28 protein-coding genes are annotated in these 26,672 nt (G+C 72.0%); 15 read left to right on the forward strand and 13 right to left on the reverse strand.

All coding sequences use genetic code 11. From position 1 onward, the window contains the following. Positions 1–65: 65 nt before the first annotated feature. Genes mnmE through WD341_RS17725 form a run of 3 tightly spaced genes read right to left on the reverse strand, consistent with a single transcriptional unit; the run spans position 66 to position 2,280 of the window. A complete protein-coding gene (gene mnmE / locus WD341_RS17715) occupies positions 66–1,403 on the reverse strand; it encodes a tRNA uridine-5-carboxymethylaminomethyl(34) synthesis GTPase MnmE (RefSeq protein ID WP_368426816.1) in 1,338 nt (445 codons plus the stop codon). Between the two features lie 33 nt (positions 1,404–1,436). After that, positions 1,437–2,033: a nitroreductase gene (locus tag WD341_RS17720; RefSeq protein ID WP_368426817.1), complete on the reverse strand. Its 597-nt coding sequence runs from the start codon at positions 2,031–2,033 to the stop codon at positions 1,437–1,439. Positions 2,034–2,037: 4 nt separating this feature from the next. Further along, positions 2,038–2,280: a DUF6489 family protein gene (locus WD341_RS17725; protein ID WP_368426818.1), complete on the reverse strand. Its 243-nt coding sequence runs from the start codon at positions 2,278–2,280 to the stop codon at positions 2,038–2,040. A gap of 123 nt (positions 2,281–2,403) precedes the next feature. Between WD341_RS17725 and WD341_RS17730 the strand changes: the two genes are divergently transcribed. From WD341_RS17730 to WD341_RS17740, 3 genes are all read left to right on the forward strand, one after another. After that, complete coding sequence (locus tag WD341_RS17730) at positions 2,404–4,509, forward strand: thioredoxin domain-containing protein (RefSeq protein WP_368426819.1); 2,106 nt, start codon at positions 2,404–2,406, stop codon at positions 4,507–4,509. Positions 4,510–4,647: 138 nt separating this feature from the next. Then, positions 4,648–5,346 (forward strand): dienelactone hydrolase family protein, encoded by a 699-nt coding sequence (locus WD341_RS17735; protein ID WP_368426820.1) that lies wholly within the window; start codon positions 4,648–4,650, stop codon positions 5,344–5,346. 52 nt (positions 5,347–5,398) lie between these two features. Continuing rightward, positions 5,399–6,373 (forward strand): quinone oxidoreductase, encoded by a 975-nt coding sequence (locus tag WD341_RS17740; RefSeq protein WP_368426821.1) that lies wholly within the window; start codon positions 5,399–5,401, stop codon positions 6,371–6,373. Positions 6,374–6,415: 42 nt separating this feature from the next. Here WD341_RS17740 and WD341_RS17745 read toward each other — a convergent pair whose 3' ends face one another. From WD341_RS17745 to hemE, 5 genes are all read right to left on the reverse strand, one after another. After that, positions 6,416–8,119: a sulfotransferase gene (locus WD341_RS17745; RefSeq protein WP_368426822.1), complete on the reverse strand. Its 1,704-nt coding sequence runs from the start codon at positions 8,117–8,119 to the stop codon at positions 6,416–6,418. A 25-nt stretch (positions 8,120–8,144) separates the two neighbouring features. Next, positions 8,145–9,401 carry a transcription termination factor Rho gene (gene rho / locus WD341_RS17750; protein ID WP_368426823.1) on the reverse strand — a complete coding sequence of 419 codons (1,257 nt, stop codon included), beginning with the start codon at positions 9,399–9,401 and terminating at the stop codon, positions 8,145–8,147. A 328-nt stretch (positions 9,402–9,729) separates the two neighbouring features. After that, complete coding sequence (gene hemJ, locus WD341_RS17755; protein WP_368426824.1) at positions 9,730–10,176, reverse strand: protoporphyrinogen oxidase HemJ; 447 nt, start codon at positions 10,174–10,176, stop codon at positions 9,730–9,732. A gap of 14 nt (positions 10,177–10,190) precedes the next feature. After that, complete coding sequence (gene hemH, locus WD341_RS17760; RefSeq protein ID WP_368426825.1) at positions 10,191–11,261, reverse strand: ferrochelatase; 1,071 nt, start codon at positions 11,259–11,261, stop codon at positions 10,191–10,193. A 92-nt stretch (positions 11,262–11,353) separates the two neighbouring features. Then, positions 11,354–12,412 (reverse strand): uroporphyrinogen decarboxylase, encoded by a 1,059-nt coding sequence (gene hemE, locus WD341_RS17765; RefSeq protein WP_368426826.1) that lies wholly within the window; start codon positions 12,410–12,412, stop codon positions 11,354–11,356. 413 nt (positions 12,413–12,825) lie between these two features. Between hemE and WD341_RS17770 the strand changes: the two genes are divergently transcribed. Genes WD341_RS17770 through dnaQ form a run of 5 tightly spaced genes read left to right on the forward strand, consistent with a single transcriptional unit; the run spans position 12,826 to position 16,496 of the window. Continuing rightward, positions 12,826–13,680, forward strand: coding sequence for a pyruvate, water dikinase regulatory protein (locus tag WD341_RS17770; RefSeq protein WP_368426827.1), 855 nt, complete (start codon positions 12,826–12,828; stop codon positions 13,678–13,680). 53 nt (positions 13,681–13,733) lie between these two features. Then, positions 13,734–14,318 (forward strand): Maf family protein, encoded by a 585-nt coding sequence (locus WD341_RS17775; RefSeq protein WP_368426828.1) that lies wholly within the window; start codon positions 13,734–13,736, stop codon positions 14,316–14,318. Beyond that, positions 14,315–15,181: a shikimate dehydrogenase gene (locus WD341_RS17780; protein WP_368426829.1), complete on the forward strand. Its 867-nt coding sequence runs from the start codon at positions 14,315–14,317 to the stop codon at positions 15,179–15,181. Before WD341_RS17775 ends, WD341_RS17780 begins: the two co-directional genes overlap by 4 nt. A 53-nt stretch (positions 15,182–15,234) precedes the next feature. Continuing rightward, positions 15,235–15,906, forward strand: a complete 672-nt coding sequence (coaE, locus tag WD341_RS17785; protein WP_368426830.1) for a dephospho-CoA kinase — start codon at positions 15,235–15,237, stop codon at positions 15,904–15,906. Beyond that, entirely contained in the window at positions 15,819–16,496 is a 678-nt protein-coding gene (gene dnaQ / locus WD341_RS17790) for a DNA polymerase III subunit epsilon (protein ID WP_368426831.1), read from the forward strand. Before coaE ends, dnaQ begins: the two co-directional genes overlap by 88 nt. A gap of 55 nt (positions 16,497–16,551) precedes the next feature. Here dnaQ and secB read toward each other — a convergent pair whose 3' ends face one another. The 3 genes from secB to WD341_RS17805 form a co-directional block, all read right to left on the reverse strand. Further along, positions 16,552–17,052, reverse strand: a complete 501-nt coding sequence (gene secB / locus WD341_RS17795) for a protein-export chaperone SecB (RefSeq protein WP_368426832.1) — start codon at positions 17,050–17,052, stop codon at positions 16,552–16,554. Positions 17,053–17,118: 66 nt separating this feature from the next. Then, complete coding sequence (locus WD341_RS17800) at positions 17,119–17,721, reverse strand: histidine phosphatase family protein (protein ID WP_368426833.1); 603 nt, start codon at positions 17,719–17,721, stop codon at positions 17,119–17,121. Continuing rightward, positions 17,718–18,404: an FxsA family protein gene (locus WD341_RS17805; RefSeq protein ID WP_368426834.1), complete on the reverse strand. Its 687-nt coding sequence runs from the start codon at positions 18,402–18,404 to the stop codon at positions 17,718–17,720. The genes WD341_RS17800 and WD341_RS17805 overlap by 4 nt, the downstream gene beginning before the upstream one ends. Before the next feature lie 208 nt (positions 18,405–18,612). On the opposite strand from WD341_RS17805, the gene WD341_RS17810 reads away from it, so the two are divergent. The 7 genes from WD341_RS17810 to WD341_RS17840 all read left to right on the forward strand — a co-directional run bounded on the left by WD341_RS17810 (position 18,613) and on the right by WD341_RS17840 (position 24,665). After that, on the forward strand, positions 18,613–19,296 hold the full coding sequence (locus WD341_RS17810; RefSeq protein WP_368426835.1) for a Tim44/TimA family putative adaptor protein: 684 nt from the start codon (positions 18,613–18,615) through the stop codon (positions 19,294–19,296). Between the two features lie 77 nt (positions 19,297–19,373). Next, positions 19,374–20,525, forward strand: coding sequence for a murein transglycosylase A (locus tag WD341_RS17815; RefSeq protein ID WP_368426836.1), 1,152 nt, complete (start codon positions 19,374–19,376; stop codon positions 20,523–20,525). Positions 20,526–20,601: 76 nt separating this feature from the next. Next, on the forward strand, positions 20,602–21,405 hold the full coding sequence (locus WD341_RS17820; protein WP_368426837.1) for a (Fe-S)-binding protein: 804 nt from the start codon (positions 20,602–20,604) through the stop codon (positions 21,403–21,405). Positions 21,406–21,439: 34 nt separating this feature from the next. Further along, positions 21,440–22,858 carry a lactate utilization protein B gene (locus tag WD341_RS17825; RefSeq protein ID WP_368426838.1) on the forward strand — a complete coding sequence of 473 codons (1,419 nt, stop codon included), beginning with the start codon at positions 21,440–21,442 and terminating at the stop codon, positions 22,856–22,858. Next, the gene (locus WD341_RS17830) at positions 22,855–23,559 is read left to right on the forward strand and encodes a lactate utilization protein C (protein WP_368426839.1); all 705 of its coding nucleotides are present in this window, start codon (positions 22,855–22,857) and stop codon (positions 23,557–23,559) included. The genes WD341_RS17825 and WD341_RS17830 overlap by 4 nt, the downstream gene beginning before the upstream one ends. Before the next feature lie 4 nt (positions 23,560–23,563). Continuing rightward, positions 23,564–24,187, forward strand: coding sequence for a Smr/MutS family protein (locus WD341_RS17835; protein ID WP_368426840.1), 624 nt, complete (start codon positions 23,564–23,566; stop codon positions 24,185–24,187). A gap of 64 nt (positions 24,188–24,251) precedes the next feature. After that, a complete protein-coding gene (locus tag WD341_RS17840; RefSeq protein ID WP_368426841.1) occupies positions 24,252–24,665 on the forward strand; it encodes a helix-turn-helix domain-containing protein in 414 nt (137 codons plus the stop codon). Here the strand turns inward: WD341_RS17840 and hslU are convergent. Beyond that, complete coding sequence (gene hslU / locus WD341_RS17845; RefSeq protein ID WP_368426842.1) at positions 24,655–26,106, reverse strand: ATP-dependent protease ATPase subunit HslU; 1,452 nt, start codon at positions 26,104–26,106, stop codon at positions 24,655–24,657. The genes WD341_RS17840 and hslU overlap by 11 nt on opposite strands. Then, positions 26,081–26,629: an ATP-dependent protease subunit HslV gene (gene hslV, locus WD341_RS17850; RefSeq protein ID WP_368426843.1), complete on the reverse strand. Its 549-nt coding sequence runs from the start codon at positions 26,627–26,629 to the stop codon at positions 26,081–26,083. The genes hslU and hslV overlap by 26 nt, the downstream gene beginning before the upstream one ends. Positions 26,630–26,672: the final 43 nt, after the last annotated feature.

Genomic DNA, 26,672 nt, shown 5'->3' on the forward strand with positions numbered 1-26,672 from the left:
GGCCCGTGCGCGTCGGTCAAGGCGCCGGGTCGCCAGGCGATGCCGCTGTTTCACGTGAAACAGCGTCACTTGCCGATACAGAACTCGCGAAAGACCGAGTCGAGCAGCCGCTCGACGTCGATTCGCCCGACCAGTCGCCCCAGGGCGCTGCGGGCAACCCGCAGATCCTCTGCCATCAGCGCCGGCTCCCTCGCCGCGAGGGCTCGCTCGAGCGCCTCTGCACAGGCGGCGAGGGCGGCGCGATGGCGCTCGCGGTTGAAGAGCGCATCGCCCTGCCCCGAACATAGGTCCGTGACCCGCTCGGCCAGGCGCTGTTGCAAGGCCTCGAGGCCCTCGCCGGTCTTCGCCGACACGCGCAGCGCTCGCAGGCCGCCGGGCGCCATTGCCCCGCCGGCTTCGAGATCGCACTTCGAAAGCACCGCCAGGCTCCGATCATCCACCAGATCTAGCGTTTCGTGATCCATGACCGGCAATATCTCGCTGTCGAACAGGACAACGACGAGATCAGCCCCCGCCGCGCGCGCGCGGGCCCGGCGCATGCCTTCCTGCTCGACGGGGTCGACCGCGGCCGCCGCCCGCAGGCCCGCCGTATCGAGCAGCGTCACCGCGAAGCCTGCGAGATCGAGCCGGACCTCGACGACGTCGCGGGTCGTGCCCGCCGTCTCGTGGACGATGGCCGCCTCCCGACGCGCCAGGGCGTTCAGCAGGCTCGACTTGCCGGCATTGGGCGCGCCGACCAGCGCGATCTCGAAGCCCTGGCGCAGCCGCTCGCCGAGCGCGACCTCATAGCTGGCGGCCAGGAGCGCGTCCCGGAGGCCGGCGGTCTCCGCACGGACCCGCGCCAGGAGATCGGCGGGCAGATCCTCGTCGGGAAAGTCGATCGCCGCCTCCAGACGCGCCGAGACCGCGACCAGCGCGCCTTCCCAGGCAGCGAGGCGCCCGGTCAGGGCCTCGGTGCCGGCCAGCGCCTGGCGCCGCTGGCGCGCGGTCTCGGCGGCGACCAGGTCGGCGACCGCCTCGGCGGCGACCAGGTCGAGCCGGCCCGCCTCGAAGGCGCGCCGTGTGAATTCGCCGGGATCGGCCGGTCGGAAGGCGGGCAGCGACGCGAGCAGCGAGAGCAGGGAGCGCACGACCGCGAGCCCGCCATGGACCTGGAGCTCTGCCATGTCTTCGCCGGTGTAGCTCCCCGCCTCGGCCGGCAGCCAGACCACCACCCCGCGATCGAGCAGTTCGCCGTCGGGTGCCCGGAGCGCGCGCTGGCTGAAGCGCCGGGGCGGCGGCAGCGGGCCGGAGAGCAGCTCCTCGAGGGCGTCGCCGACCCCGGGGCCCGAAAGGCGCAGGACGGCGATCGCGCCGGTGCCCGGCGGCGTCGAGAGGGCGAAGATGCTGTCCCGATCCGCCACGGTTCCGCTGCCGGTCCGTATCTTCCTGAGGGCTCAGTCGGCTGCGGAATCGAGGGCGGCGGCGCCGTCCCAGTGGCGCACGAAGGCCGCGGCATCGGGCCGGCGCTTGGCCGCCGGCGGCTCGCTCGGGGTACCGACGTAGAGGAAGCCGACGATCTCGTCCTTGGGCTGGAGCCCGAAGCCGGCCTTGACGAAGGGGTCGTGGGCGTTCGGGCCGGTCAGCTGGATCGCGCCGTAGCCCTTGGCGTGCAGTGCGATCAGCATGTTCTGCACCGCCGCACCGGCCGAGACGATCTGCTCGATCGGCGGCACCTTGGGATGGTCCTCGCGGATCTCCGCCCAGACGGCGATGACCAGCGGGCTGCGCAGCGCCTTGCGGCGCGCCTCCTCGAGCACGGCCGCACCGGCCTCGGGATCGCGGCGCCGGGTCGCCTCGGCGAAGAGGTCGGCGAAGCGCTCCAGCGCCGGCCCGCGGATCACCGCGAAGCGCCAGGGGCGGATCGAGCCGTGATCCGGCGCGGTCACGGCCGCGGCGAAGACCTCGGCGAGCTCGCCGTCGCTCGGCGCCGGCTCGCCCAGCAGCCGCGCCGGCACCGAGCTGCGCGTCAGGATCGCGTCCAGGGCGTCCAAAGTGTCACTCCTTCCGGCCACTGCCGGCCATCTGGTTCCGGAACAGCTTCTGCAGCTGCTCCCAGTTCTGCATCGTCGCCGGCAGCCAGGTCTTGAACAGCGTCTCCGGGTCCATCGCCTGGAGATTGGCCTTCATCTGCTTCTCGATCTCGGCCATCAGCGAGGCCTGCATCGGCGCCACGTCGGGCAGGCCGAGGAAGGCGCGCGCCTCCTCGGGCGTGCAGTCGATGTCCACGGTGACCTTCATCGCCCCTCCCTGCCGGCCGCCGGTGTGGCGGTCGTGGTTGAGTCCAAGCGTCGCGCTCTTCATATAGGCGGAAGTGCCGCTCCGCTCAAAGGGCGCCCGGCGCACGTAGCAATGCGAGGCGAGATGGCGAGCCACCCCGACGAGATCCCCAGGCCCGACGAGATCCGCAGGGAGGAGAGCGGCCCGACCAACCGCCTTGCGCAGGAAAGCAGCCCCTACCTGCTGCAGCATCGGCACAATCCCGTCGACTGGTGGCCCTGGGGCGAGGAGGCCTTCGCCGAGGCCCGTCGGCAGAACAAGCCGATCCTGCTGTCGGTCGGCTACGCCGCCTGCCACTGGTGCCACGTGATGGCCCACGAATCCTTCGAGGACGAGGCCATCGCCGGCCTGATGAACCGCCTCTTCGTCAACATCAAGGTCGACCGCGAGGAGCGGCCCGACGTCGACGCGCTCTACCAGAACGCCCTGGCGCTGCTCGGCGAGCACGGCGGCTGGCCGCTGACCATGTTCCTGACGCCGCAGGGGGAGCCCTTCTGGGGCGGCACCTACTTCCCGCCGAGCCAGCGCTACGGCCGCCCCGGCTTCGCCCAGGTCCTGGAGGGACTGGCCGCGGCCTGGCGCGACGCACCCGACGACGTCGGCAAGAACGTCGCGGCAATCCGTCAGGGCCTGGAGCGCCTGGCGGCGCCTCAGCCGGGCGGCCAGCTCGCGGCCGAGGCGCCGCTGGCGGCGGCCCGCCGCCTGCTGCGCGAGATCGATCCCCAGGAGGGCGGCCTGGGCGGGGCTCCGAAATTCCCGCAGCCGGCGGTCCTGGAGCTGTTGTGGGTGGCCTGGCTGCGCAGCGGCGAGGCCTCCTTCCGCCACGCCGTCGAGCTGACGCTCACCAGGATGAGCCAGGGCGGCATCTACGACCACCTCGGCGGCGGCTACGCGCGCTACGCCACCGACGAGAAGTGGCTGGTGCCGCACTTCGAGAAGATGCTCTACGACAATGCCCAGATCCTGACGCTGCTGACCCGGGCCTGGACCGAGGACCGCAACCCGCTCTACGCCGCCCGCGCCCGCGAGACCGTGGAGTGGCTGTTTCGCGAGATGCGGGCGGAGGAAGCCCCTGGCGGGCCGCCCAGCGAGGCCTTCGCGGCCAGCCTCGACGCCGACAGCGAGGGCGAGGAGGGCCGCTTCTACATCTGGGGCGAGACCGAGATCGATGCCCTGCTCGGCCCGGAGGAGGCGGGCTTCTTCAAGGCTCACTACGACGTCTCGGCGGGCGGCAACTGGGAAGGCCGCACCATCCTCAACCGCAGCGTCCGGCCGGCGCTGCTCGATACGGCCGGCGAGGCGCGGCTTACCGACGCTCGGGACAGGCTGCTCGCGGCCCGCGCCGGCCGCGTCCGCCCCGGCTGGGACGACAAGGTGCTGGCCGACTGGAACGGCCTGGCGATCGCCGCCCTCGCCGAGGCCGCGCCGGTGTTCGAGGAGCCGGAGTGGCTGGCCGCCGCGGAGTGCGCCTTCGACTTCGTCGCGACCCGCATGGCCGAGGGCGACCGCCTTCATCATGTCTGGCGCCACGGCCGCAACCGCCATGCCGGCCTGCTCGACGACTACGCCCAGATGGCCGCGGCCGCGCTGGCGCTGCACCAGACGACCGGCCGGGCGGCCTATCTCGACAAGGCGGAAGCCTGGATCGCGACCCTCGACCGCCACTTCTGGGACGGCGCCAACGGCGGCTACTTCCAGACCGCCGACGACAGCCGCGACCTGATGATGCGGCCCAAGACCGGGCTCGACAACGCCACGCCCTCCGGCAACGGCACGGCCGCAGCCGTGCTCGCCCGGCTGTTCCACCTGACCGGCCGCGAGGCCTACCGGACCCGCGCGGAGCAGCTGATCGCAGCCTTCTCGGGCGAGGTCGAGCGGGCACCCTTCGGCTACCCGACCCTGCTGCTCGCCAGCGACCTGCTGCGGGACGCGGTGCAGGTCGTCGTCGCCGGGCCCGAGCAGGACCCCGCCACGCGGCAGCTGGAAGAGGCGGTGCTGCGCCGGCCCCTGCCGTTCCTGGTCCTGCAGCGCACGGCAACCGGCGCGGGCCTGCCGCCGCTGCACCCGGCGGCCGGCAAGGGACCGCTCGAGGGCCGACCGGCGGGCTATCTCTGCCGCGGCGCGACCTGTTCCTTGCCCCTCACCGAGCCGGAGTCCCTCGCCGAGGCGATCGCCGCCAGCCGCGGCTGACCGCCGCCCTGCCCGGCCCTGCGCCAGGGTCCAGACGGGGCTGCCGCCGTCCCCAGGTACCGGATGACGGACCGGCGAACTGCCGCTAGGCTGGCCGCCCCGACCAGCAGGCGACAAGAAACGACGGGAGGATCGACCATGGCATCCCTGACCATCCCGGCCAGCGACGGCAGCGGCAGCTTCGGCGGCTACCTCGCTCTGCCCGGCAAGTCCCCGGCCGCCGCGATCCTGGTGATCCAGGAGATCTTCGGCGTCAACAAGGTCATGCGCGAGCTCTGCGACAGCTACGCCGCCGAGGGCTATCTCGCCTTCGCGCCGGACCTCTTCTGGCGCATCCAGCCGGGCGTCGACATCACGGACCGGAGCGAGGCGGAGTGGCAGCAGGCCTTCGCCCTGATGCAGAAGTTCGACGTCGACAAGGGCGTCGAGGACCTCAAGGCGGCGCTCGCCGCCCTGCGCGGCCACGAGGCCGCGACCGGCAAGGTCGGCACGGTCGGCTACTGCCTGGGCGGCAAGCTCGCCTTCCTGATGGCGACGCGCTCCGACGCCGACTGCAACGTCAGCTACTACGGCGTCGGCTTGGCCGACCATCTGGGCGAGATCGGCGCCATCGCGAGGCCGCTGATGCTGCACGTCGCCCGCGAGGACGGCTTCGTCCCGAAGGAGCAGCAGGACAAGGTCGCGGCCGCCCTCGAGGGCAACGACCTGGTCCTCCATCACAGCTACGAGGGCCAGGATCACGCCTTCGCCCGCGAAGGCGGCGCCCACTACGACGCCGCGGCCGCCGGCAGGGCGAACGAGCGCACCCGAGCCTTCTTCGCCCGCCATCTCGGCTGAGCGCCCGCGCGCGCCGAATCTCAGAGATTTCCCGCAAGAAAGAGAGCAAGCCATGCCGCATGCCATCCGTTTCCACGAGACCGGCGGTCCCGAGGTCCTGCGCTGGGAGGAGGTCGAGCTCGGCGAGCCGGGCGCCGGCCAGGTCCGGTTGCGGCAGACCGCCGTCGGCCTCAACTACATCGACACCTACCACCGCACCGGCCTCTATCCGACGCCGCTGCCGAGCGGCATCGGCCTGGAGGCCGCCGGCGTCGTGGAAGCGGTCGGCGAGGGAGTCTCGGACCTGAAGGCGGGCGACCGGGTCGCCTACGCCAGCGGTCCGATCGGCGCCTACACCGAGGCGCGCCTGATGCCGGCCGAGCGGGTCGTCAAGCTCGGCGACTCGATCGCCGACGAGACCGCCGCGGCGATGATGCTCCAGGGCATGACCGTGCAGTACCTGATCCGCCGCACCCACCGCTGCCAGAAGGGCGAGACGGTGCTCTGGCACGCCGCTGCCGGCGGTGTCGGGCTGATCGCCTGCCAGTGGCTGAAGTCCCTCGGCGTCACGGTCATCGGCACGGTCGGCAGCGAGGAGAAGGCGGCGCTGGCCAAGGCCCACGGCTGCACCCACACGATCAACTACCGCACCGAGAACTTCGTCGAGAAGGTCAAGGAGATCACCGGCGGCGCCGGCGTGCCGGTCGTCTACGACGGTGTCGGCAAGGACACCTGGGAAGGCTCGCTCGACTGCCTGTCGCCGCTCGGCCTGATGGTCAGCTTCGGCAACTCCTCGGGCGCCGTCGCACCGGTCAATCTCGGCGTGCTGAGCCAGAAGGGCTCGCTCTTCGTGACCCGGCCGACCCTGGTGACCTATACCGCCAGCCGCAAGGACCTGCTCGCCTCGGCCCAGGAGCTGTTCGAGGTCGTCGGCAGCGGCGCGGTCAAGATCGAGATCAACCAGCGCTACGCGCTCAAGGACGCGGTCCAGGCGCACCGCGACCTGGAGGCGCGCAAGACCACCGGCTCGACCATCCTGCTGCCCTGAGGAGCCGCTGCGTCAAGAACGGCCGTTGCGCAACGGGAACGGCTACTCGTCGTAGCCGAATGCCTCGATCCAGGGGCGCAGCAGCGGCAGGACCGCCGCCATCTGGCTCTCGTAGCGCCGCCAGCGACCCTTGGCGCGTCCGTGCAGCGGCTCGGTGACCTGGCGGTAGCTCGGCGTGTCGATGCGCCGGCCCCGCGCCGTCTTCACGTGGTCGAGCAGGCCGGCGTGCCAGTCCAGGCCGAGGAAGGCGACCAGCGGCCGCGCCACGGCCTCCGGGTCGGCGATCAGGTCCTCGTAGCGCAGCGCCTGAACCTGGAGCGGAAAGGCCGCCTCGTAGCGACGCCAAAGGCCGAAGGCGCGGTCGTAGAGGGTCGCCGCCCCTTCCAGGGTCAGGAAGTTGGCCATCGCCGTGTTCAGGCGGAACTGCTGCATGAAACAGCTGAGCACGCAGTCGCAGGGGTGGCGCAGCGCCAGGATGAACCGGGCGGAGGGGAACAGCCGCTGGATCAGCGGCACCTCGACCAGGTTGAGCGGCAGCTTGTCGACGATCAGCCGGCCCGCCCCCGGCTCGACGCCCTCCTTGCGCACGGCGTCCCAGTAGCGCTGGCGGAGCTCCTCGATCCGGCCGGCGTCGAGCGTCGCCAGGCTGTCGGGGTAGTCGCGGGGCCGCGCCTCGGCGAGCAGCGCCTTCTCCTCGAGCACCGTGATCGCCGGGTGGCCACTCAGGAACTGGTCGAGCAGGGTCGTGCCGGAACGCGGGAAGCCGACCAGGAAGGCGGGGGCCGCTTCCGGGCCCTCCGGCAGCGGCGACGCGAGCCAATCCGGCCGGCCGACGGCCTCGACCCAGCGTTCCAGGCGGTCGATGCCGGCCAGGAAGGCCTCCTTCGGCGCCCGCCGACCGGTCGCCGAGAGGCCCTGCAGGCGGTTGCCCTCGGCGAAATGCTCGAAGGCGCGCGCCGCGTCGCCCTCTGCGTCGTAGAGCTGCCCCAGGTCGAAATGCCGGGCATAGCACCAGTCGCCCTGCCAGTGCGGACCGGGCCGCTCGGGCTCGAGCAGGGCGATGGCGCGCGCCCGGTCGCCTCGCCGCGCGGCGAGGCGCGCCGCGGTCAGCGCCATGCCCGGGTGCTTGAGGCCGCTGCCGGCCTCGAGCACCGCCTCGGCCTCCTCGAGCCGGCTCAGCCGCTCCAGCAGGGTCGCCTTCAGGTAGAGGACCTCCGGCTGGCGCGGCTTCAGGGCCAACGCCCGGTCGAACCAGGCGAGCGCGGCTTCGGGGTCGCCGAGGTCGCGCAGCAGGTTGCCGAAGTTAGTCAGCAGGTCGACGCTGTCCGGGCGCAGCGGAAGCGCCCGCTCGTAGAGCTTGCGGGCTTCCTCGAGCCTGCCGAGGTCTGCCAGCACCAGGGCCAGGTTGCCGAGCAGGGGGACGTGTCGGGGGTGCCGGCGCAGCAGGGCGCGTCCGGCGGTCTCTGCTTCGGCCAGGCGCTCCCCGCGACGCAGGGCGGCCAGCAGGTTGACGCCGATCTCGGCGACGCCGGGAGCCAGCTTCAGCGCCGCCCGGTAGCCCTCGACCGCCTTGTCGATCTCGCCCCGCGCCATGGCGACGTCGCCGAGCGCCGAGATCGGCCGGGGATCGCGCGGCGCCGCCCGCGCTGCCTGACGGAACAGCGTCTCGGCCTCGCCGAGGCGCCCGGCCAGAGCCGCCCGCTGGGCCCGTCCGAGGATGTCCGCGATGCCGCCCGGCGCCTGCAAGGGAACCGCCTGCCCTCCGGGGCTGCTACTGGTTCATCGCCTCGAAGAAGTCGGCGTTGCTCTTGGAATGCTTCAGCTTGTCGAGCAGGAACTCCATCGAATCGGTGACGCCCATCGGCATCAGGATGCGGCGCAGCACCCACATCTTCGACAGCGTGCCCTTGTCGACCAGCAGCTCCTCCTTGCGGGTGCCCGACTTGCCGATGTCGATCGCCGGGAAGGTGCGCTTGTCGGCGATCTTGCGGTCGAGCACGATCTCCGAGTTGCCAGTGCCCTTGAACTCCTCGAAGATCACCTCGTCCATGCGGCTGCCGGTGTCGATCAGGGCGGTGCCGATGATCGTCAGGCTGCCGCCCTCCTCGATGTTGCGCGCCGCACCGAAGAAGCGCTTCGGGCGCTGTAGGGCGTTGGCGTCGACACCGCCGGTCAGGACCTTGCCGGAGGAGGGCACGACGGTGTTGTAGGCGCGCGCCAGGCGGGTGATCGAATCGAGCAGGATCACCACGTCCTTCTTGTGCTCGACCAGGCGCTTGGCCTTCTCGATCACCATCTCGGTGACCTGGACGTGACGCTGCGCCGGCTCGTCGAAGGTCGAGGAGACGACCTCCCCCTTGACCGTGCGGTCCATGTCCGTGACCTCCTCGGGCCGCTCGTCGATGAGCAGCACGATCAGGTAGACCTCCGGGTGATTGGCCTCGATGGCCCGCGCCAGGTTCTGCAGGATCACCGTCTTGCCGGTGCGCGGCGGCGCCACGATCAGCGCGCGCTGGCCCTTGCCGATCGGCGCCGTCAGGTCGATGACCCGGTTGGTCATGTCGCGGTAGGTCGGGTCGTCGATCTCGAGCGTCAGCTTCTGGGTCGGGTAGAGCGGCGTCAGGTTGTCGAAATTGATGCGGTGTCGCGTCTGCTCCGGCAGGTCGAAGTTGATCGTGCGCACCTTGAGCAGCGCGAAGTAGCGCTCGCCGTCCTTGGGGCTGCGGATCTGGCCCTCGACCGTGTCGCCGGTGCGCAGGCCGAAGCGCCGGACCTGGCTGGGACTGACGTAGATGTCGTCCGGGCCCGGCAGGTAGTTGGCCTCGGGGCTGCGCAGGAAGCCGAATCCGTCCGGCAGCACCTCCAGCACGCCGGCGCCGTAGATCGGCACCTCGTTGTCGGCCAGCTGCTTGAGGATCGCGAACATCATGTCCTGCTTGCGCAGGGTGCTGGCGTTCTCGATCTCGAGTCCCTCGGCATAGGCCAGGAGGTCGGCCGGGGACTTCGCTTTCAGTTCCTGCAGATTCATGGCTCTACCGGCGGTTGCCGTTCTTCTCAAAGACGGGGGGTGATAGCGAGGACCGCCCCGGCCTTGCGACCTTCGATGGACGGTACGGGTGCTGTGAAATGCGACTGCTTCTGCCGTCCAGGCTTGCCGCAGCGCGGCGGCGTCAGGCGGACGACGGAGACTTTGGGGATGGTACGGAAGGGTCCCTTGGCGGGCCGCTGTTCTCGAACCGAAGGTGGGATGCGTTTGCGACGAGGGCAAGCGCCACCGTCAGGCGACCGTCGATACCGGAGGCGGGCGGCGGCGTCAAGGGCCGCTCGACGCCGGCGCCCCGGCCGCGCCGGCGATTTCAGAAGGGCTTGGCGACCGCCAGCAGGACGATCCCGACCATCAGCAGGGTCGGTCCCTCGTTGATCAGCCGGTAGAAGCCAGCGGAGCGCACGTTGCGGTCGGCGGCGAAGTCCTTGCGCCAACGCGCGAAGAGGCCGTGCAGGGCGAACAGGCCGACGAGCAGCAGGATCTTGCCGTGGAACCAGCCGTCGGAGAGCAGGCCCGGGTTGGCCCAGAGCATCAGCAGTCCGAAGGCCAGGGTGGCGACCATCGCCGGCGTCACGATCGCCTTCAGCAGGCGCCGTTCCATGACCTTGAGGGTCTCGCTGGTCTCCGAGCCGCGCGCGGCCGAGGCATGGTAGACGTAGAGCCGCGGCAGATAGAGCATGCCGGCCATCCAGGCGATCACGGAGATCACGTGCAGGGCCTTGATCCAGGGGTAGTGGGCGGCCAGGAAGTCGGTCATGCGGGCTTGCTCCTTCAGGCCGCCAGCCAGCCAGCCAGCTCGCGCCGCGTCAAGCGCTCCAGCAGATCGAGCGAGCCCGGCGCGTCGTTCAGGCAGGGCAGGTAGGCGAAGCGCTCGCCGCCCGCCTCCAGGAAGGTCTCGCGCAGGCCGATGTCGAGCTCCTCCAGGGTCTCGACGCAATCGGCGGCGAAGCCGGGGCTGATCATCGCCAGGCGCGTCACGCCCTGGCGCGCCAGCTCCGCGACGGTGACGTCGGCGTAGGGCTGCAGCCACTCCTTCGGGCCGAAGCGCGACTGGAAGACGATGCGCAGGCGCTGCTCCGGCCAGCCGAGCGCCTCGCGCAGCAGCCGCGCCGTCTTCTGGCAATGGCAGTGGTAGGGGTCGCCCTTGGCCAGGTTCTCCTTGGGCAGGCCGTGGAAGGAGGCGAGCAGGACCTCGGGCTCCCAGTCGAGCCGCTCCAGGCCCTGCCGGACGCTCTCGGCCAGCGCGTCGACGTAACCGGGATCGTCGTGGTAGGCCGGCAGCGTGCGCACCGCCGGCTGCCAGCGCTGGGTCATCAGCGCCCGGAAGGCCTGGTCGCAGGCTGTCGCCGTCGTCGCCGCGCTGTACTGGGGGTAGAGCGGCGCCAGGAGGATCCGCCGGCAGCCCTGCTCGGCCAGCGCTTCGAGCCGCGCGCCGATCGACGGACTGCCGTAGCGCATCGCCCAATCGACGACGACGCCCTCCCCGTCGGCGAAGCGTGCGCCCAGGCCCTCGGCCTGCGCCCGGGTGATCGTGCGCAGCGGCGATTCGTCGCGCTCCCGGTTCCAGATCTTGGCGTAGTTGCGACCGCTGCGCGACGGCCGCGTCGTCAGGATCACGCCCTGCAGCAGCGGCTGCCAGAGCCAGGGCGAGAGCTCGATGACCCGGCGGTCGCTCAGGAACTCGCCGAGATAGCGGCGCATCGAGCGGTAGTCGGTGCCGTCGGGGGTGCCGAGGTTGATCAGCAGCAGACCGATCCGCGGCTCGGGCACCTCGGGATGGCCCTGCGGCAGGTTCCTGCCGGGATTCTCCCTCTTCGTGCCCGTGATCGCTCCACCGGTCATGGCGCCACCCTCTCCTGCCCACCTGCCGGGACCGCGGCAGCCCCGGGGCAACAGCTAGGCCGACCAGTCGGCGCGGAAAGACGCCCCAAGGCTCAAGCCGCCCGCAGCAGCGCCATCAGCTGCTCGACATGGCCCGGAGGGGTCGTCTTGTCGATGCCGTGGCCGAGGTTGAAGACGAAGGGCCCGCCGCGGAAGGCCTCCAGGATCCGCCGGGCCTGCCGGTCGAGCGCGGCGCCGCCGACGATCAGGGCGACCGGGTCCAGGTTGCCCTGCACGCAGAGCCGGCTCTGGAGCTCGGCACGGGCCCAGTCCAGCGGCACGGTCGTGTCCAGCGAGAGGGCGTCGGCCCCGGACTCCTCGGCGACCTCGCGGTAGAGCACGCCGGCGCCGCGCGGAAAGAGGATCACCGGGATGTCCGGATGGACCGCCTTGACGGCGGCGACGATGCGCCTGGCAGGCTCCAGGCACCAGCGGCGGAACTCGGAATCCGGCCAGATTCCCGACCAGGAATCGAAGATCTGGAGCGCCTCGGCGCCGGCCTCGACCTGGGCCAGCAGGTAGTCCACGGTCGCCTCGACCAGCAGGTCGATCAGCCCCTGGAAGCCCTCGGGGTCGCCGTAAGCCCAGGCGCGGCCCTTCTGGAAGTCGCGGCTGGAGCCGCCCTCGATCATGTAGCTGGCCACGGTCCAGGGCGCCCCGGCGAAGCCGATCAGCGCGGTCTCCGCCAGCAGGGCGGCCTTGAGCCCGCGGACCGCCTCGAAGACCGGCGACAGCCGCTCGCGCAGGCGCTGCGGCTCCAGCGTGGCCACGGCCGCCGGGCTCGCCAGCGGCTCGAGCCGGGGCCCGACGCCCTCCTCGAACCAGACCTTCTGGCCGAGGCCGTGCGGGACCATCAGGATGTCGGAGAACAGGATCGCGGCGTCGAAGCCGAAGCGCCGGAGCGGCTGCAGCGTCACCTCGACCGCGAGCTCCGGGGTCAGGCAGAGATCCAGGAAGTCGCCGGCCGCGGCCCGCGTCGCCCGGTATTCCGGCAGGTAGCGCCCGGCCTGGCGCATCAGCCAGACCGGCGGCGGCCAGACCGCCTCGCCGCGCAGGGCGCGCAGGAACTTCTTGTCTGCCGGCCGAGAGCCGACCGGGCGTGGGGGAGCCATGAACTGTCCTTCCGAGGCGGGGGGTTATCCTCCGGGCGCCTCTTCCCTACTCCAGTTTCTCTTATCTAATAAAGGTTTGAAGGTAGTAGTGGTTGGGGCTGTGGATGATGGGGATACGCGGGTTCCGACCCTCCGTCCCGGGCTCCTTCCCCAGGTCGCCGACCGGGCCGTCCTGGGGAAGGAGCCCGGGACCAGGTCCGACGAGACGGCCTTGCACGGGCTTCGGGATCAGGGGGATAAGTGGGAAAAGTCTCCGCCGTCGCGCTGCTCCACAGGCGGGGGTAAGGTCCATCCACCTGGGCAGGCCCGGCGGGCGGAATCCGGCCGAACGGGGATGCAATCCGGCACCGCGCCCGCTCGCCCGACTTGTCCGCCCTGATGCGCGAGTTATCCCCCGATCCCAGAGGACGCCTTTGCCCGGCTACCACCACCTCCACCTGGTTTCCGACGCGACCGGCGAGACCGTCGGCACCGTGGTGCGCGCCTGCTCGGTGCAGTTCCGCCAGATCGAGACGATCGAGCACGCCTGGACCATGGTGCGCACGCCGCTGCACATGGAGCGCGTGCTGTCCGGCATCGAGGCGACCCCGGGGCCGGTGCTCTACACCATGGTCGACGGCCGCCTGCGCCGGCAGCTGACGGAAGGCTGCGCCCGCCTGGCGGTGCCCTGCGTGTCGATCCTCGACCCCGTGATCGCGGTCCTGGCAAACCACTACGGCGTCGAGACCGAGGGCCGGCCGGGCGCCCAGCACGAGATGGACGCCGAGTACTTCGAGCGGATCGCGGCCATGGACTTCGCCCTCGCCCACGACGACGGCGCCGGGCTCGAGACGATCGACAAGTCCGACGTTATCCTGCTCGGAGTGTCGCGCACCTCGAAGACGCCGACGACGATCTACCTGGCGAACCGCGGCATCAAGGCCGCGAACTACCCCCTGGTGCCCGGCGTCCCGCTGCCCCAGGAGATCGAGCGCGCCGAGACGCCGCTGATCGTCGGCCTGACCAAGGACCCGGCGCGCCTGGTCGACATCCGGCGCAACCGGCTGCGGCTGCTCGGCGGCGACCAGGAAGCCGACTACGTCGACCTCGAGGCGGTGCGCCGCGAGGTCGCGGAGGCGCGCCGGCTCTACAGCCGGAACGGCTGGCCGGTGGTCGACGTCACCCGCCGCTCGATCGAGGAGACCGCGGCGGCGATCATCACCCGCCTTGCCGAGCACCGCGCCCGGCAGGGCGTGCCCGCCGCGCGCGGCAAGGGCGCGGCCCAGTGAGGGGGTCGGCGACTACGAGCGGACTCCTGTGCGAGCAGGCCGCGCCGCCTCTGGTGCTGGCCTCGGCCAGCGGCTCGCGCCGCCGCCTGCTCGCAGCCGCCGGCCTCGCCTTCGAGGCCCTGGCCGCCGGCGTCGACGAATCGGAGGTCAAGCTGGCGCTGCAGGCCGAGGGCGCCGAGCCGATCCAGGCCGCCGAAACCCTCGCCGAGCTGAAGGCCGCCCGGGTTTCCGCGCAGCGGCCGGGCGCTCTGGTGATCGGCGCCGACCAGCTGCTCGCCTGCGATGGCCTCTGGTACGACAAGCCGGCCGACCTGGAGGCGGCGGCCGAGCAGCTCCTCGCCCTCGCCGGACGCAGCCACAGCCTGGAAACCGCCGTCTGCGTCGTCCAGGACGGCAACCGCCTGTGGCATCACAACGCCGTCTGCCGCCTGACCATGCGCCGCTTCGAGCGGGACTTCGTCGAGCGCTACCTGGTGGCGGCGGGGCCGAGGGTCCTGGAATCGGTCGGCGGCTACCAGCTCGAAAGTCTCGGCGTGCAGCTGTTCAGCCGCATCGAGGGCGACTTCTTCGAGATCCTCGGCCTGCCGCTGCTGCCGCTGTTGGCCTTCCTGCGCGACCGCGGCCTGGTGCCGCGATGAGCGACCCAGGGCGCCCGTCCCCCCTGATTCTGTCGGGCAAGGCCAGGCTGGCCGGCGTGCTCGGCTGGCCCGTGAGCCACTCGCGCTCGCCGCGGCTGCACGGCTTCTGGCTCGCGCACTACGGCATAGACGGCGCCTACCTGCCGCTGCCGGTGCGCCCCGAGCGCTTCAAGGCGGCGGCGCGCGCCCTCGCCGACCTCGGCTTCCGCGGGGCCAACGTCACGGTCCCGCACAAGCTGGCGGCCGCCGAGCTCTGCGACGAGTTGAGCCAGCGCGCCCGCGCCATCGGCGCGGTCAACACACTGGTCTTCGAGGAGGGGCGGATCCTCGGCGACAACACCGACGGCCTCGGCTTCCTTCGCAATCTCCAGGCAGGCGTGCCGGACTGGCGGCCCGGCGACGGCCCGGCGCTGGTGCTCGGCGCCGGGGGGGCCGCGCGCGCCGTGCTGGTCGCGCTGCGCGATGCCGGCGTGCCGGAGATCCGCCTGGCGAACCGCACCCGGGCGACCGCCGAGGCGCTGGCGGAGGAGCTCGGCGCCGCGATCCGCCCGGTCGACTGGGAGGCCCGCGAGACGGCCCTCGAGGGGCTGCGCCTGCTGGTCAACACGACCGCCCTGGGGATGAGCGGCCAGCCACCGCTGCCGCTGCGGCTCGACCGGCTGCCGGCCGAGGCGGTGGTCAGCGACCTGGTCTATGCCCCGCTGACCACGGGGCTGCTCGGCACCGCCCAGGCCCACGGCAACCGTACGGTCGACGGCCTTGGCATGCTGCTGCACCAGGCGGTGCCGGGCTTCGCGGCCTGGTTCGGCCACGAGCCGGAGGTGACGCCGGCGCTCCGCGACTTCGTTCTGGGGACGGAATGACGGCGAGCCGGCCGGGCCGGCGCAGCGGGCGCCGCGGCCGCGGCCGACCCTGCGTGCTCGGCCTGACCGGCTCGATCGGCATGGGCAAGTCGACGGCTGCGGCGATGCTGCGCCGGCTCGGCGTGCCGGTTCATGACGCCGACGCCGCCGTGCACCGCCTGATGGGCCGCGGCGGTGGCGCGGTGGCGTCGATCGAGGCCGCCTTTCCCGGCGTCGTCGCCGGCGGCGCGGTCGACCGCCGCGCCCTCGGGGCCCGGGTCTTCGCCGACCCGGCGGCGCTGCGCAGGCTCGAGGCGATCCTGCATCCGGCGGTGCGCGCCGAGGCGCGCCGCTTCCTGCGCCGCCAGACCCGGCGGCGCGCCCCCGTCGTCTGCCTGGACATCCCGCTGCTGTTCGAGACCGGCGGCGATGCGCAGTGCGACGCCACCGTCGTCGTCAGCGCACCGCCCTGGCTGCAGCGGCAGCGCGTCCTGCGCCGCCCGGGCATGACCGAGACCAAGTTCCGGCAGATCCTGGCGCAGCAGCTGCCGGATGCCGAAAAACGCCGCCGGGCACAATTTGTAGTGAAGACGGGGCTGGGTAAACGCGATACCTTGCGGTCACTGCAACGCATCGTCCGGCAACTGGAAGCCCGCCCATGCGCGAGATCGTGCTCGACACCGAAACCACCGGCCTCGATCCCAAGGGCGGCCACCGCATCGTCGAGATCGGCTGCGTCGAGCTGATCAACCACCTGCCGAGCGGCGTCACCTTCCACGCCTACGTCAATCCCGAGCGCGACATGCCGGAGGATGCCCTGCGCGTCCACGGCATCACCGCCGAGTTCCTGGCGGACAAGCCCTGCTTCGCCGAGGTGGCGGCGGAATTCCTGGCCTTCATCGGCGGCGACCCGCTGGTCATCCACAACGCCGCCTTCGACGTCGCCTTCCTCAACGCCGAGCTGCAGCGGCTCGGCCATCCCGCCCTGCCGCTGGAGCGCGCGGTCGACACGGTGCAGATCGCCCGGCGCCGCTTTCCCGGCGCCCAGGCCAGCCTGGACGCGCTGTGCCGGCGGTTCGAGATCGACCTGTCGGGGCGCGAGCTGCACGGCGCGCTGCTCGACTGCCGGCTGCTCGCGGAGGTCTACCTGGAGCTCTGCGGCGGCCGCCAGCCGGACCTCGAGCTGGCCCGCGACCGCGGCCAGGGGCCGAGCGCGGTGGTGCCCTTCGCCGAGCGGCGGCGGCGCGAGCCGAGGCCCCATGCGCCGAGCGCGGCCGAAATCGCCGCCCACGCCCGACTGCTCGAGCGGCTGACGGCGCCGATCTGGCTGCAGTAGGCGGTCCCGCGACTCTCGCGGCCGGGAATCCCGGCGCGCTGGCCGGAAGCCGGGCTCAGGCCTCGGCCGCGCCCGCAGCCTGCCGGCGCTGCTCGTAGAGCCGGGTGAAGTCGATAGTGTTGATCAGGACCGGCGGAAAACCGCCGTCGCGGGTCACGTCGGCGATGACCCGGCGCGCGAAGGGGAAGACCGTGCGCGCGCCCTCGATCATCAGCAGCTTCTGCACGGCCTCGTTCTCCAGCGTCGGATCGACCGTGCAGAGCGCGCCGTACTCCAGCTCCATGACGAAGGCGGTCTGGTCGCCGTGCTTGGCGGTCAGGTCGATCTTCAGCAGCAGCTCGTAGATCTGTTCCTGCAGCCGGCGCGCGCCGACGTCGAGCTTCACCTCGATCTTCGGCGCCTCCTTCTGGTTGGCGAGGCTGGCCGGTGCGTTCGGGTTCTCGAACGACAGGTCGCGGACGTACTGGCTGTGCACCGTCAGGGGCGGCTGGCCCGTCGGAGCGGCTGGCGGGGTCTGGCTGCCGTTGCCGGCGGCGCCCTGGTCGAGATCGCTCATCGCGCTGCTGGATCCTCGGGTCTGGCTCTCGGGATGGGGCGTTTCGCTACCACGGCCGCGCGCCGCTTAACAACCCGGGCCGTCGACCTGCGGCTTCGAGGCCGGCTCCGCCGGGCCCTGGACCGGAGCCTGCGCCGGCCCCTCCAGGGGGTCGAAGCGCAAGCGCTCGCAGTTGCCGACCGCCTGGCCCGTCAGGCCCTTGATGAAGGCCCAGTGAGAGACGACCAGGGTGTGAGTCCAATCGTCCCGCTCCGCCATGCGCCGGCGGAAAGCCTGGCAGCGCAGCAGCATCTCGCTCTCGGGCTCCTCGCCCTCCGGCCACCAGCGCTCGGGCAGCTCACCGAAATCGAGGTGTGGCCAGCCCCGCTCCAGCTCGGAGCGCGGGCTGCCGACGTCGCAGACGAAGAAGGCGCGCTCGCGGACCAGCGGCTCGACCGCGATCTCGACCTCGGCGTCGAGGGTGTGCAGCAGCTCCGCGGCGGTTTCCAGGGTTCGCCGATAGGGGCTGACGAGCAGGCGCCGGATGCCGGCGCGGGACAGCGCCCGTCCGGCCGCCGCCGCCTGGCGCCGGCCGTCCTCGGTGAGGCCGGGGTCGACGATGCCGGGATCGATGCGCGTGCGGCTGAAGTGCAGGTTGAAGTGGGACTGGCCGTGGCGCAGCAGGATCATCGGCGCGGCCCGTCTCCGGAGTCGTCGAGCGTGTCGTCGCCGCGGACATCCTCGGGTGGGCCCTTGGTCGCTTCCCCGGACCCCGGCTCGTCGCCGGGGGCGTGCGAGCCCGGCAGCCTGCCGGCCGCATCGGCGTCGCCCTGGCCGGCGCCCGGCTCCGGATCGAGCTCCTGCCACTCGCCCTCGATCGTGCCCGGCGCGAAGGGCCGGCCGCGCCCCCAGCGGCTGCGCGGGTCGGCTCGCGGGTCGGCTGCGGCACCCGGCTGCACCTCCTCGCCGTTGACGAACACGCGGGTCCGGGCGCCGGAGGCGCCGGCGCCGCGGGCCCGGGCTTCGAGATGGCGGCCGAAGCGGCGGCGCAGCCAGCCGCGGACCGGGGGCAGGAACAGGGAGGCGCCGGCGGCATCCGTGACGAAGCCGGGCGTCAGCAGCAGGGCGCCGGCGACCAGCAGGCACAGGCCGTTGAACAGCTCGGCGGCGGGAACCTCGCCGCGATCGAGCTGCTGGCGCGCCCGCGCCAGGGTCGCCATTCCCTGCAGACGCAGCTGCCAGGTGCCGAGGATGGCGGTCAGCAGGATCAGCGCGAGGGTCGGCCACAAGCCGATCCAGTCGCCGACCTGGATGAAGACGGCGATCTCGACCAGCGGCACCGTGATGAACAGCAGTAGAAGAACCAGCCCCATCCTTGCCCTTTCTCGCCCGGGTGCTTATGTCTTGGGGGCGCGATCAGCCGCTGGCAAGACTTTATGGCAGCGGTCCGTCCGGCGCGCTCGGCTGCTTCCTTCGCACGCGAGCCGCGGAGGCCCAGTGGGCCGATGCTGTCGGTATTCTAGAGGCGGCGACACGGGGCCGGAGGAGCGAGCGGCGGCGATGGGTGACGGTTTCCAATACGTGGACATTCTTTTCTTCGCGGCGATTGCCGCTTTCCTGGTGCTGCGGCTGCGCAACGTGCTCGGCAAGCGCACCGGCCATCAGTCCGGCGAGCTCGATCCCTTCCGCGACCGCCAGGGCCGGACCACCGGCGACAAGCCGGCGGACGAGAAGGTGGTGCGACTGCCGGATGGCCGCGCCGCTCCCGAGGAGGCCGCCGAGGAGGAGGTCGCGATGCCGGAGCCCGACCGGCCGGGCGCCAAGGGCGTCGCCGCGATCCGGGCCCAGGACCCTGCCTTCGACGAGGAGCAGTTCCTCCAGGGCGCCCGCGCCGCCTTCGAGATGATCGTGATGAACTTCGCCGAGGGTAACGCCAAGGCCCTGCGCCCGCTGCTGGCGGACGAGGTCTACAAGGACTTCGCCGGCGCCATCGAGCAACGCGCCCAGCGCGCGGAGACGCTGGATACGACCCTGGTCTCGATCGACAAGGCCGAGCTCGGCGAGGCCGAGGTCCAGGGCCGCACCGCCTTCGTCTCGGTCCGTTTCGTCTCGCAGCAGGTCAACGTGACCCGCGACTCCGAAGACCGCATCGTCGACGGCGACCCCAACGAGATCGAGACGATCCGCGACATCTGGACCTTCGCGCGCAACGTCAAGAGTCGCGACCCGAACTGGAAGCTGGTCGCGACCCAGAGCCAGCAGTAGACCGGCCGATGGCGCCGCTCGCGTTTTGCCGACGCGGTCCCGCTGCGACGCTCGCGGCGCTCGTGGCGGGTCTCGGCTTGGCTCTGCTGTCCGCCTGCGGCCGGGAGGTTGCGCCGCCGGAGCCGACGGCCCGCTACCAGCCGAGCGAGTTCGACGCCCTGCCGGGCTGGCAGGAGGACGACCAGGTCGCCGCCCTGCCGGCGCTGCTCAAGTCCTGCGGCCGCATGGCGAAGCTGCCCGCGGACCGGGCGCTCGGGCCGGAAGCGCTCGGGCTGACGGTCGCCGACTGGCGACCTCTCTGCGACACCCTCGAAGCCTTCGACAGCGACCGCTCGACCCTGCGCGAAGTGCTGGAGTGGCACCTGCGGCCGGTTGCGGTGGCCGACCAGGAGGGCGACGCGGTCGGCACCTTCACAGGCTACTACGAATCCGAGCTCCGGGGCGCCGAGGCGCCGCGCCCGGGCTACGCCGTGCCGCTGCTGGCGCCGCCGCCGGGACTGGCCGTCGACAAGGTCGGCGGCGGCTGGTTCGGCGGCCCGGAGCGGGAGGAGCTACGCTTCGACGCCGGTGACGGCCGCCGCCCGCTGCCCGACCGCGCCGCTATCGAGGAGGGCGCCCTGGAGGGCCACGCCGAGCCGGTGCTCTGGCTCGCCGACGCCGTCGAGGCGCACATCCTGCACATCCAGGGCTCGGGCCGGGTCGAGCTGCCGGACGGCGAGGTCGTGCGGGTCGGCTACGCCGGCTCCAACGGCAAGGGCTTCACCGGCATCGCCCGGGTGCTGCTCGACGAGGGGCTGATCCAGCCGGGCCAGGCCTCGATGTCGGGCGTGCGCGACTGGCTGAAGGCCAATCCGGACCAGGCCCGCGAGCTGATGCGCCGCAACGAGCGCTACATCTTCTTCCGGCGCATCGTCGGGCCGGGGCCGATCGGCGCCGAGGGCGTCGCCCTGACCCCCGGCCGCTCCCTTGCCGTCGATACCCGCTTCGTGCCGCTCGGGGCGCCGCTGTGGCTCGACACCCGCTGGCCCGCGGAGGACCGGCCGCTGCGGCGCCTGATCGTCGCCCAGGACGTCGGCAGCGCGATCAAGGGCCAGGTGCGCGGCGATTTCTACTTCGGCAGCGGCGAGGAGGCCTTCCAGCAGGCCGGCCGGATGAAGCGCGACGGCCGCTACTGGCTGCTGGTGCCGCGGCGCGCGCTGGAGCGCCGCGTGGCGACGCTCGACCGGTGAGCGGAGATCTGCGGGGCACCGGCTTGCGCTTTCCGCCGCCACGTCACAAGGTGCCCGCCTCATGAGCCCTCGCCCAATGACTGACGCATCCTTTCCCCCGGCCCGAGAGACTCCGCCGGCGACGCCCCGTGTCGGCCTCTTCGCGACCTGCCTGGTCGACCTGTTCCGCCCCTCCGTCGGCTTCGCCGCGGTCAGGCTGCTCGAGCAGGCCGGCTGCCGGGTCGAGGTGCCCGAGGCCCAGACCTGCTGCGGCCAGCCGGCCTACAACGCCGGCGACCGGGCCGACACCAAGGCGATCGCCCGCCAGGTCGTGGCGGCCTTCGAGTCCTTCGACTACGTCGTGGTGCCTTCAGGCTCCTGCGGCGCGATGCTGCACGAACACTACCCGGCGCTCTTCGCCGACGAGCCCGACTTCGCGCCGCGGGTCCGGGCGCTCGCCGACAAGACCCACGAGCTGGTCAGCTTCCTGGCCGACGTCATGAAGCTCGAGACGGTGCCCGGCCGCTTCGCCGGCAGCGTCACCTATCACGACTCCTGCTCGGGCCTGCGCGAGCTCGGCGTCAAGGCCCAGCCGCGCCGCCTGCTCGCCGGGATCGAGGGGCTGGAGCTGCGCGAGCTGCGCGACGCCGAGGTCTGCTGCGGCTTCGGCGGCACCTTCTGCGTCAAGTACCCGGAGATCTCCGACAAGATCGTCTCCGAGAAGTGCAAAGCGATCGAGGAATCCGGGGCCGAGCTGCTGCTCGCCGGCGACCTCGGCTGCCTGCTCAACATGGCCGGCAAGCTGAAGCGGCGCGGCTCGGGCGTCCGCAGCCGCCATGTCGCCGAGGTGCTGGCCGGCGAGCTCGACCAGCCGGCGATCGGCGAGCCGGACCCCTCCTGACGCGACCTTATCTGAACGGACAGCGACCCAGGCCATGCAGGCGACCTCGCGCAACTTCAAGGACAACGCCCACCGGGCCCTGGCCGATGCCAACCTGCAGAAGGCCATGGGCTTCGTGCGCACCGGCTTCATCGACAAGCGCAAGGCCGCCGCCGACGCGCTGCCGGAGTTCGAGGCGCTGCGCGACGCCGCCCGCGACATCAAGGACCACACGCTGGCCCGCCTCGACCACTACCTGGAGCGCTACGAGGCCAAGGCGACGGCCGCCGGGGCCCAGGTCCACTGGTGCGCCAGCGCCGAGGACGCCCGCCAGACGGTGCTCGAGATCTGCCGCTCCGTGGGCGCCCGCACCGCGACCAAGGGCAAGTCGATGATCGCCGAGGAGATCGGCCTCAACGAGTTCCTGGAGGCCAGCGGCATCGAGCCGATCGAGACCGACCTCGGCGAGTACATCATCCAGCTGCGCAAGGAGCCGCCGAGCCACATCATCGCGCCGGCGGTGCACGTCACCCAGGACCAGGTCGAGGCCGACTTCCGCAGCCACCACAAGCGGCTGCCCGCCGGCCGCCCGCTCGCCGAGCCGCAGCAGCTGGTCGCCGAGGCGCGAGAGATGCTGCGCCAGCGGTATCTCGACGCCGACGTCGGCATCACCGGGGCCAACTTCCTGGTCGCCGAGACCGGCACCTCGGTGATCGTCACCAACGAGGGCAACGGCGACCTGACGCAGATCCTGCCGAGGGTGCATGTGGTCATCGCCTCGATCGAGAAGGTGATCCCGACCCTGGAGGACCTCGGCGTCATCCTCCGCGTGCTCGCGCGCTCGGCGACCGGCCAGGAGATGTCCTCCTACACCACCCTCTCGACCGGGCCGAAGCGCCCCGAGGACCCTGACGGGCCCGAGCAATACCATGTCATCCTGCTCGACAACGGCCGTTCGGCGATGCTCGGCACGGAGTTCGAGGAGATGCTGCGCTGTATCCGCTGCGGCGCCTGCATGAACCACTGTCCCGTCTACCACGCGGTCGGCGGGCACGCGTACGGCTGGGTGTACGTGGGACCGATGGGTGCCGTCTTGACGCCCGCGCTGATCGGCGTGGAGGAGGCAGGGCACCTCCCCAACGCCTCGACCTTCTGTGGCCGCTGCGAATCGGTCTGCCCGGTGCGCATCCCTCTGCCCAAGATGATGCGGCACTGGCGCGAGCGGGAGTTCGAGCGGAACCTCAATCCGCCGGCCGTCCGCTGGGGCATACGGACCTGGGCCTTCGCCGCGCGACGGCCGAGGCTGTACCGCGCGGCCACGGGCTTGGCGATGCGCGCCCTGGGCCTGCTCGGCCGGCGTCGCGGAGGCTTCGCCTCGCTGCCGCTGGCCGGCGGCTGGACCCGGCACCGCGACTTCCCGGCACCGCAGGGCCGTACCTTCCAGCAGCTTTGGGCGGAGCGGCGCACGCCATGACCGACCAGCGCAGCACCGGCTCCCGCGGCCAGATTCTCGGCGCCGTCCGCCGCTCCCTGAAGCGCGACCCGGCCGACGGCGCGGCGGAGGCCGACCGGCGGATCGCCGAGCGGCCGCAGGGGCCGGCGGTGCAGCGCGCGCGCCTGGGGCACGACGCGCTGGTGGCGCTCTTCGTCGAGAAGGTCGAGGCGGTGCAGGGCAGCGTCGCCCGGGTCGAGACCGCCGAGGCGCTGCCCGAGGCCGTCGCCGACTACCTCAAGCGCCACAACCTGCCGCCCGCCCTGCGCCTCGCGCCCGATCCGGCGCTGACCGGCCTGCCCTGGCAGGAGAGGGCGCCGATGCTGTCGGTGGCCGCCGGCCGCGCCGAGGCCGAGGACGCGGTCTCGCTGACCGGCGGCTTCGCCGGCATCGCCGAGACCGGGACGCTGATGCTGCTCTCCGGCCCGGAGGGCCCGACCACGCTCAACTTCCTGCCCGAGACGCACCTCGTGGTGCTGCGCGAGAGCGACCTCGTCGGCCCCTACGAGGAGGCCTGGCAGCGGCTGCGGGCCGAGGGGCTCTCCGCCGAGGGCGGGCTGCCGCGCACGGTCAACTTCATCACCGGCCCCTCGCGCACCGGCGACATCGAGCAGAAGATCCAGCTCGGCGCCCACGGGCCCCGCCGCCTGCACGTCCTGCTGGTCGCCGACAGGCCGGGCTGAGCCCATGGCCGAGGAGCGCCGCCGGCCGTCCCGCTTCCGGCTGCCGCCCGACATGGACCTCTGGCAGCGCGTCGCCCGCGAGGTCACGCCGATCAAGCGCGACCGCACCGGCGGCCTGCTCGTACCGCCCCCGGAAGAAACCGCCTTCGAGGACCTGCCGGCGGACGTCCCCGACGCCGGGCCGCGCGCCCGGCCCGTGCCCGTGACTGTGCGGCCCGAGCAGCTGTTCCAGGGCCGCGGCCCCTTCCCGCCGGTCACCCTGCCGGCCAAGCCGGCGCTCAGCCACGGCTCGCTCGCGGACCTCGACCGACGCACCGCGCAGCGGCTGCAGCGCGGCCGCCTGCCGATCGAGGCGACCCTCGATCTTCACGGACTGAGCCAGCAGGCCGCCCACGAGGCGCTCAACGGCTTCGTCGCCCGCTCGGTGGGGCTCGGCCGGCGCTGCGTGCTGATCGTCACCGGCAAGGGCCGCGGCGAGGAGCCAGGCGTGCTGCGCCGCCAGACCCCGCTCTGGCTGAACCAGGCGCCCCTGCGCGCCCACGTCCTGGCCTTCGACTTCGCCCGCCCGGAACACGGCGGGCTCGGCGCGCTCTACCTCCTGCTGAAGCGCAAGCGCGAGCCCCGATAGCGGCGGCCGTGCAGCGGCGGGCCTCGTCTGCTAAACTGGGATTCGGTTGATCGGGAGCGGGTCGGTGACGCCCTTCGGACGGCAGCTGCGGATCCTGCGCGCCGGGCACGGCCGCACCTTGGCCCAGACGGCGGCGGCGCTCGGCGTCTCCTCGGCCTATCTCTCGGCGCTCGAGCACGGCCATCGCGGCCGGCCCTCGCCGGAGCTGGTGCATCGCGCCTGCCAGTACTTCAACATCATCTGGGACGAGGCCGAGGAGCTGGCGCGCCTGGCCCGCTTGTCCCACCCCCGGGTGACGCTGGTGACCGCCGGCCTGCCGGCCGAGGCGACGCTGCTCGCCAACCTGCTGGCCGAGCGCATCGGCAGCCTGGAACCGGCGCAGGTCGCCGCTCTGCTCGCCTTGCTTAAGGAGACTCCGGATCCCGGGGTGCCGCCGGAGGCTACCGGCAAGACCCTTGGGCCGGATCCTAAAGGATGAACTTGCTGAGGTCGGCGTCCTTGGCCAGTACCCCGACCCGGTCGCGGACCAGGGCCGAGTCGATCTCGACGGTCTCGCCCGAGCGGTCGGAGGCGGTGAAGGAGATCTCCTCCAGCAGCTTCTCCATGACCGTGTGCAGCCGCCTGGCGCCGATGTTCTCGACCGCGGTGTTGATCTCGGCGGCGAGGTCGGCCAGGGCGTCGACCGAATCCTCGGCGAAGGAGAGGGTCATGCCCTCGGTGCCCATCAGCGCAGTGTACTGGCGGATCAGGGAGTTCTCCGGCTCGGTCAGGATGCGCTTGAAGTCGTCGCGGGTCAGGGCATCCAGCTCGACGCGGATCGGCAGGCGGCCCTGCAGCTCTGGCAGCAGGTCCGAGGGCTTGGCGGTGTGGAAGGCGCCGGAGGCGATGAACAGGATGAAGTCGGTCTTCACCTGCCCGTACTTGGTCGCCACCGTGGTGCCCTCGATCAGCGGCAGCAGGTCGCGCTGCACGCCCTCGCGGCTGACGTCGGCGCCGGAGCGCAGGTCCGAGCGCGAGGCGACCTTGTCGATCTCGTCGAGGAAGACGATGCCGTTCTGCTCGACCGCGCGGATCGCCTCGGCGGTGACCTTCTCCTCGTCGATCAGCTTGTCCGACTCCTCGGCCATCAGCACGCCGTAGGAGTCCTGGACGGTCATCCGCTTGGTCTTGGTCTTGCCGCCGAAGGCCTTGCCGAAGATGTCGTTGAGATTGACCATGCCCATCTGGGCGCCCGGCATGCCGGGGATGTCCATGGTCGGCAGCTGCATGCCGCTGTCGCGCAGCTGCAGCTCGATTTCCTTGTCGTCGAGCTCGCCGGTGCGCAGCATGCGGCGGAACTTCTCCTTGGTCTCGCGCCCGGCACCCTCGCCGACCAGAGCGTCGACGACGCGGTTCTCGGCCGCGATCTCAGCCTTGGCCTCGACCTCGCGGCGCAGCCGCTCGCGGGTCATGTGCATGGCGACCTCGAGCAGATCGCGCACGATGGAATCGACGTCGCGGCCGACGTAGCCGACCTCGGTGAACTTGGTCGCCTCGACCTTGACGAAGGGCGCCTGGGCCAGCTTCGCGAGGCGGCGCGCGATCTCGGTCTTGCCGACGCCGGTCGGGCCGATCATCAGGATGTTCTTCGGCAGCACCTCGTCGCGCAGCTCCGCCGGCAGCTGCTGGCGGCGCCAGCGGTTGCGCAGGGCGATCGCGACCGCGCGCTTGGCCTCGCGCTGGCCGACGATGTAGCGGTCCAGCTCCGAGACGATCTCGCGCGGGCTGAAGGCGGCGGCGGTCGGCGCCGCGATCTCCTTGTCGAGGTCGCGCGCCTTGCGCGGCGCGCTGCCGTCGCCCGGGGCGCCGTCGCCGGGAGTGTTGTCGCCCGGGGTGATGCCGCCGGGGGGCGTGTCAGATGCGTTCGAGAACGAGTTCATGATTCGTATACACACAGATGTCGGCCGCGATGGCCATGGAACGGCGGGCGATCTCCTCGGCGTCGACGCCCTCGACCGGCATCAGGGCCCGGGCCGCGGACAGGGCGTACATGCCGCCCGAGCCGATGCCGATCAGGCCGTCCTGGGGCTCGAGCACGTCGCCGGTGCCGGTCAGGACCAGGGAGATGTTCCTGTCGGCGACCGCCATCATCGCCTCGAGGCGGCGCAGCGCCCGGTCCATGCGCCAGTCCTTGGCGAGCTCGACGCAGGCCCGGGTCAGCTGGCCCGGATGGGCTTCCAGCTTGGCCTCGAGCCGCTCGAAGAGGGTGAAGGCGTCGGCCGTCGCGCCCGCGAAGCCGGCGACGACCTCGCCCTCCTTGCCGATGCGGCGCACCTTGCGGGCGTTGGACTTGATGACGGTCTGGCCGAGCGTCACCTGGCCGTCGCCGGCGACGACGCACAGATCGCCCTTGCGCACGGAAAGAATGGTCGTTCCGTGCCAGTTGGTCGGGTCTTCGGACATGGCGGACAGATGGCAGGGCGAACGCCCAGGGTCAAGGAGCGGC

The sequence above is a fragment of the Tistlia sp. genome (assembly GCF_040905785.1).
Taxonomy (GTDB): Bacteria; Pseudomonadota; Alphaproteobacteria; order Kiloniellales; family DSM-21159; genus Tistlia.

Excerpts from the sequence above, each read along its gene's own strand:
- secB (WP_368426832.1), bottom strand. The coding sequence starts at position 17,052 with ATGAGCGATCTCGACCAGGGCGCCGCCGGCAACGGCAGCCAGACCCCG.
- WD341_RS17825 (WP_368426838.1), top strand. The coding sequence starts at position 21,440 with ATGCAGGCGACCTCGCGCAACTTCAAGGACAACGCCCACCGGGCCCTG.
- WD341_RS17835 (WP_368426840.1), top strand. The coding sequence starts at position 23,564 with ATGGCCGAGGAGCGCCGCCGGCCGTCCCGCTTCCGGCTGCCGCCCGAC.
- hslV (WP_368426843.1), bottom strand. The coding sequence starts at position 26,629 with ATGTCCGAAGACCCGACCAACTGGCACGGAACGACCATTCTTTCCGTG.
- WD341_RS17830 (WP_368426839.1), top strand. The coding sequence starts at position 22,855 with ATGACCGACCAGCGCAGCACCGGCTCCCGCGGCCAGATTCTCGGCGCC.
- WD341_RS17725 (WP_368426818.1), bottom strand. The coding sequence starts at position 2,280 with ATGAAGGTCACCGTGGACATCGACTGCACGCCCGAGGAGGCGCGCGCC.
- hemJ (WP_368426824.1), bottom strand. The coding sequence starts at position 10,176 with ATGACCGACTTCCTGGCCGCCCACTACCCCTGGATCAAGGCCCTGCAC.
- WD341_RS17820 (WP_368426837.1), top strand. The coding sequence starts at position 20,602 with ATGACTGACGCATCCTTTCCCCCGGCCCGAGAGACTCCGCCGGCGACG.
- WD341_RS17780 (WP_368426829.1), top strand. The coding sequence starts at position 14,315 with ATGAGCGACCCAGGGCGCCCGTCCCCCCTGATTCTGTCGGGCAAGGCC.
- WD341_RS17805 (WP_368426834.1), bottom strand. The coding sequence starts at position 18,404 with ATGGGGCTGGTTCTTCTACTGCTGTTCATCACGGTGCCGCTGGTCGAG.
- hemH (WP_368426825.1), bottom strand. The coding sequence starts at position 11,261 with ATGACCGGTGGAGCGATCACGGGCACGAAGAGGGAGAATCCCGGCAGG.
- WD341_RS17800 (WP_368426833.1), bottom strand. The coding sequence starts at position 17,721 with ATGATCCTGCTGCGCCACGGCCAGTCCCACTTCAACCTGCACTTCAGC.
- WD341_RS17735 (WP_368426820.1), top strand. The coding sequence starts at position 4,648 with ATGGCATCCCTGACCATCCCGGCCAGCGACGGCAGCGGCAGCTTCGGC.
- hemE (WP_368426826.1), bottom strand. The coding sequence starts at position 12,412 with ATGGCTCCCCCACGCCCGGTCGGCTCTCGGCCGGCAGACAAGAAGTTC.
- WD341_RS17730 (WP_368426819.1), top strand. The coding sequence starts at position 2,404 with ATGGCGAGCCACCCCGACGAGATCCCCAGGCCCGACGAGATCCGCAGG.
- rho (WP_368426823.1), bottom strand. The coding sequence starts at position 9,401 with ATGAATCTGCAGGAACTGAAAGCGAAGTCCCCGGCCGACCTCCTGGCC.
- dnaQ (WP_368426831.1), top strand. The coding sequence starts at position 15,819 with ATGCGCGAGATCGTGCTCGACACCGAAACCACCGGCCTCGATCCCAAG.
- hslU (WP_368426842.1), bottom strand. The coding sequence starts at position 26,106 with ATGAACTCGTTCTCGAACGCATCTGACACGCCCCCCGGCGGCATCACC.
- WD341_RS17740 (WP_368426821.1), top strand. The coding sequence starts at position 5,399 with ATGCCGCATGCCATCCGTTTCCACGAGACCGGCGGTCCCGAGGTCCTG.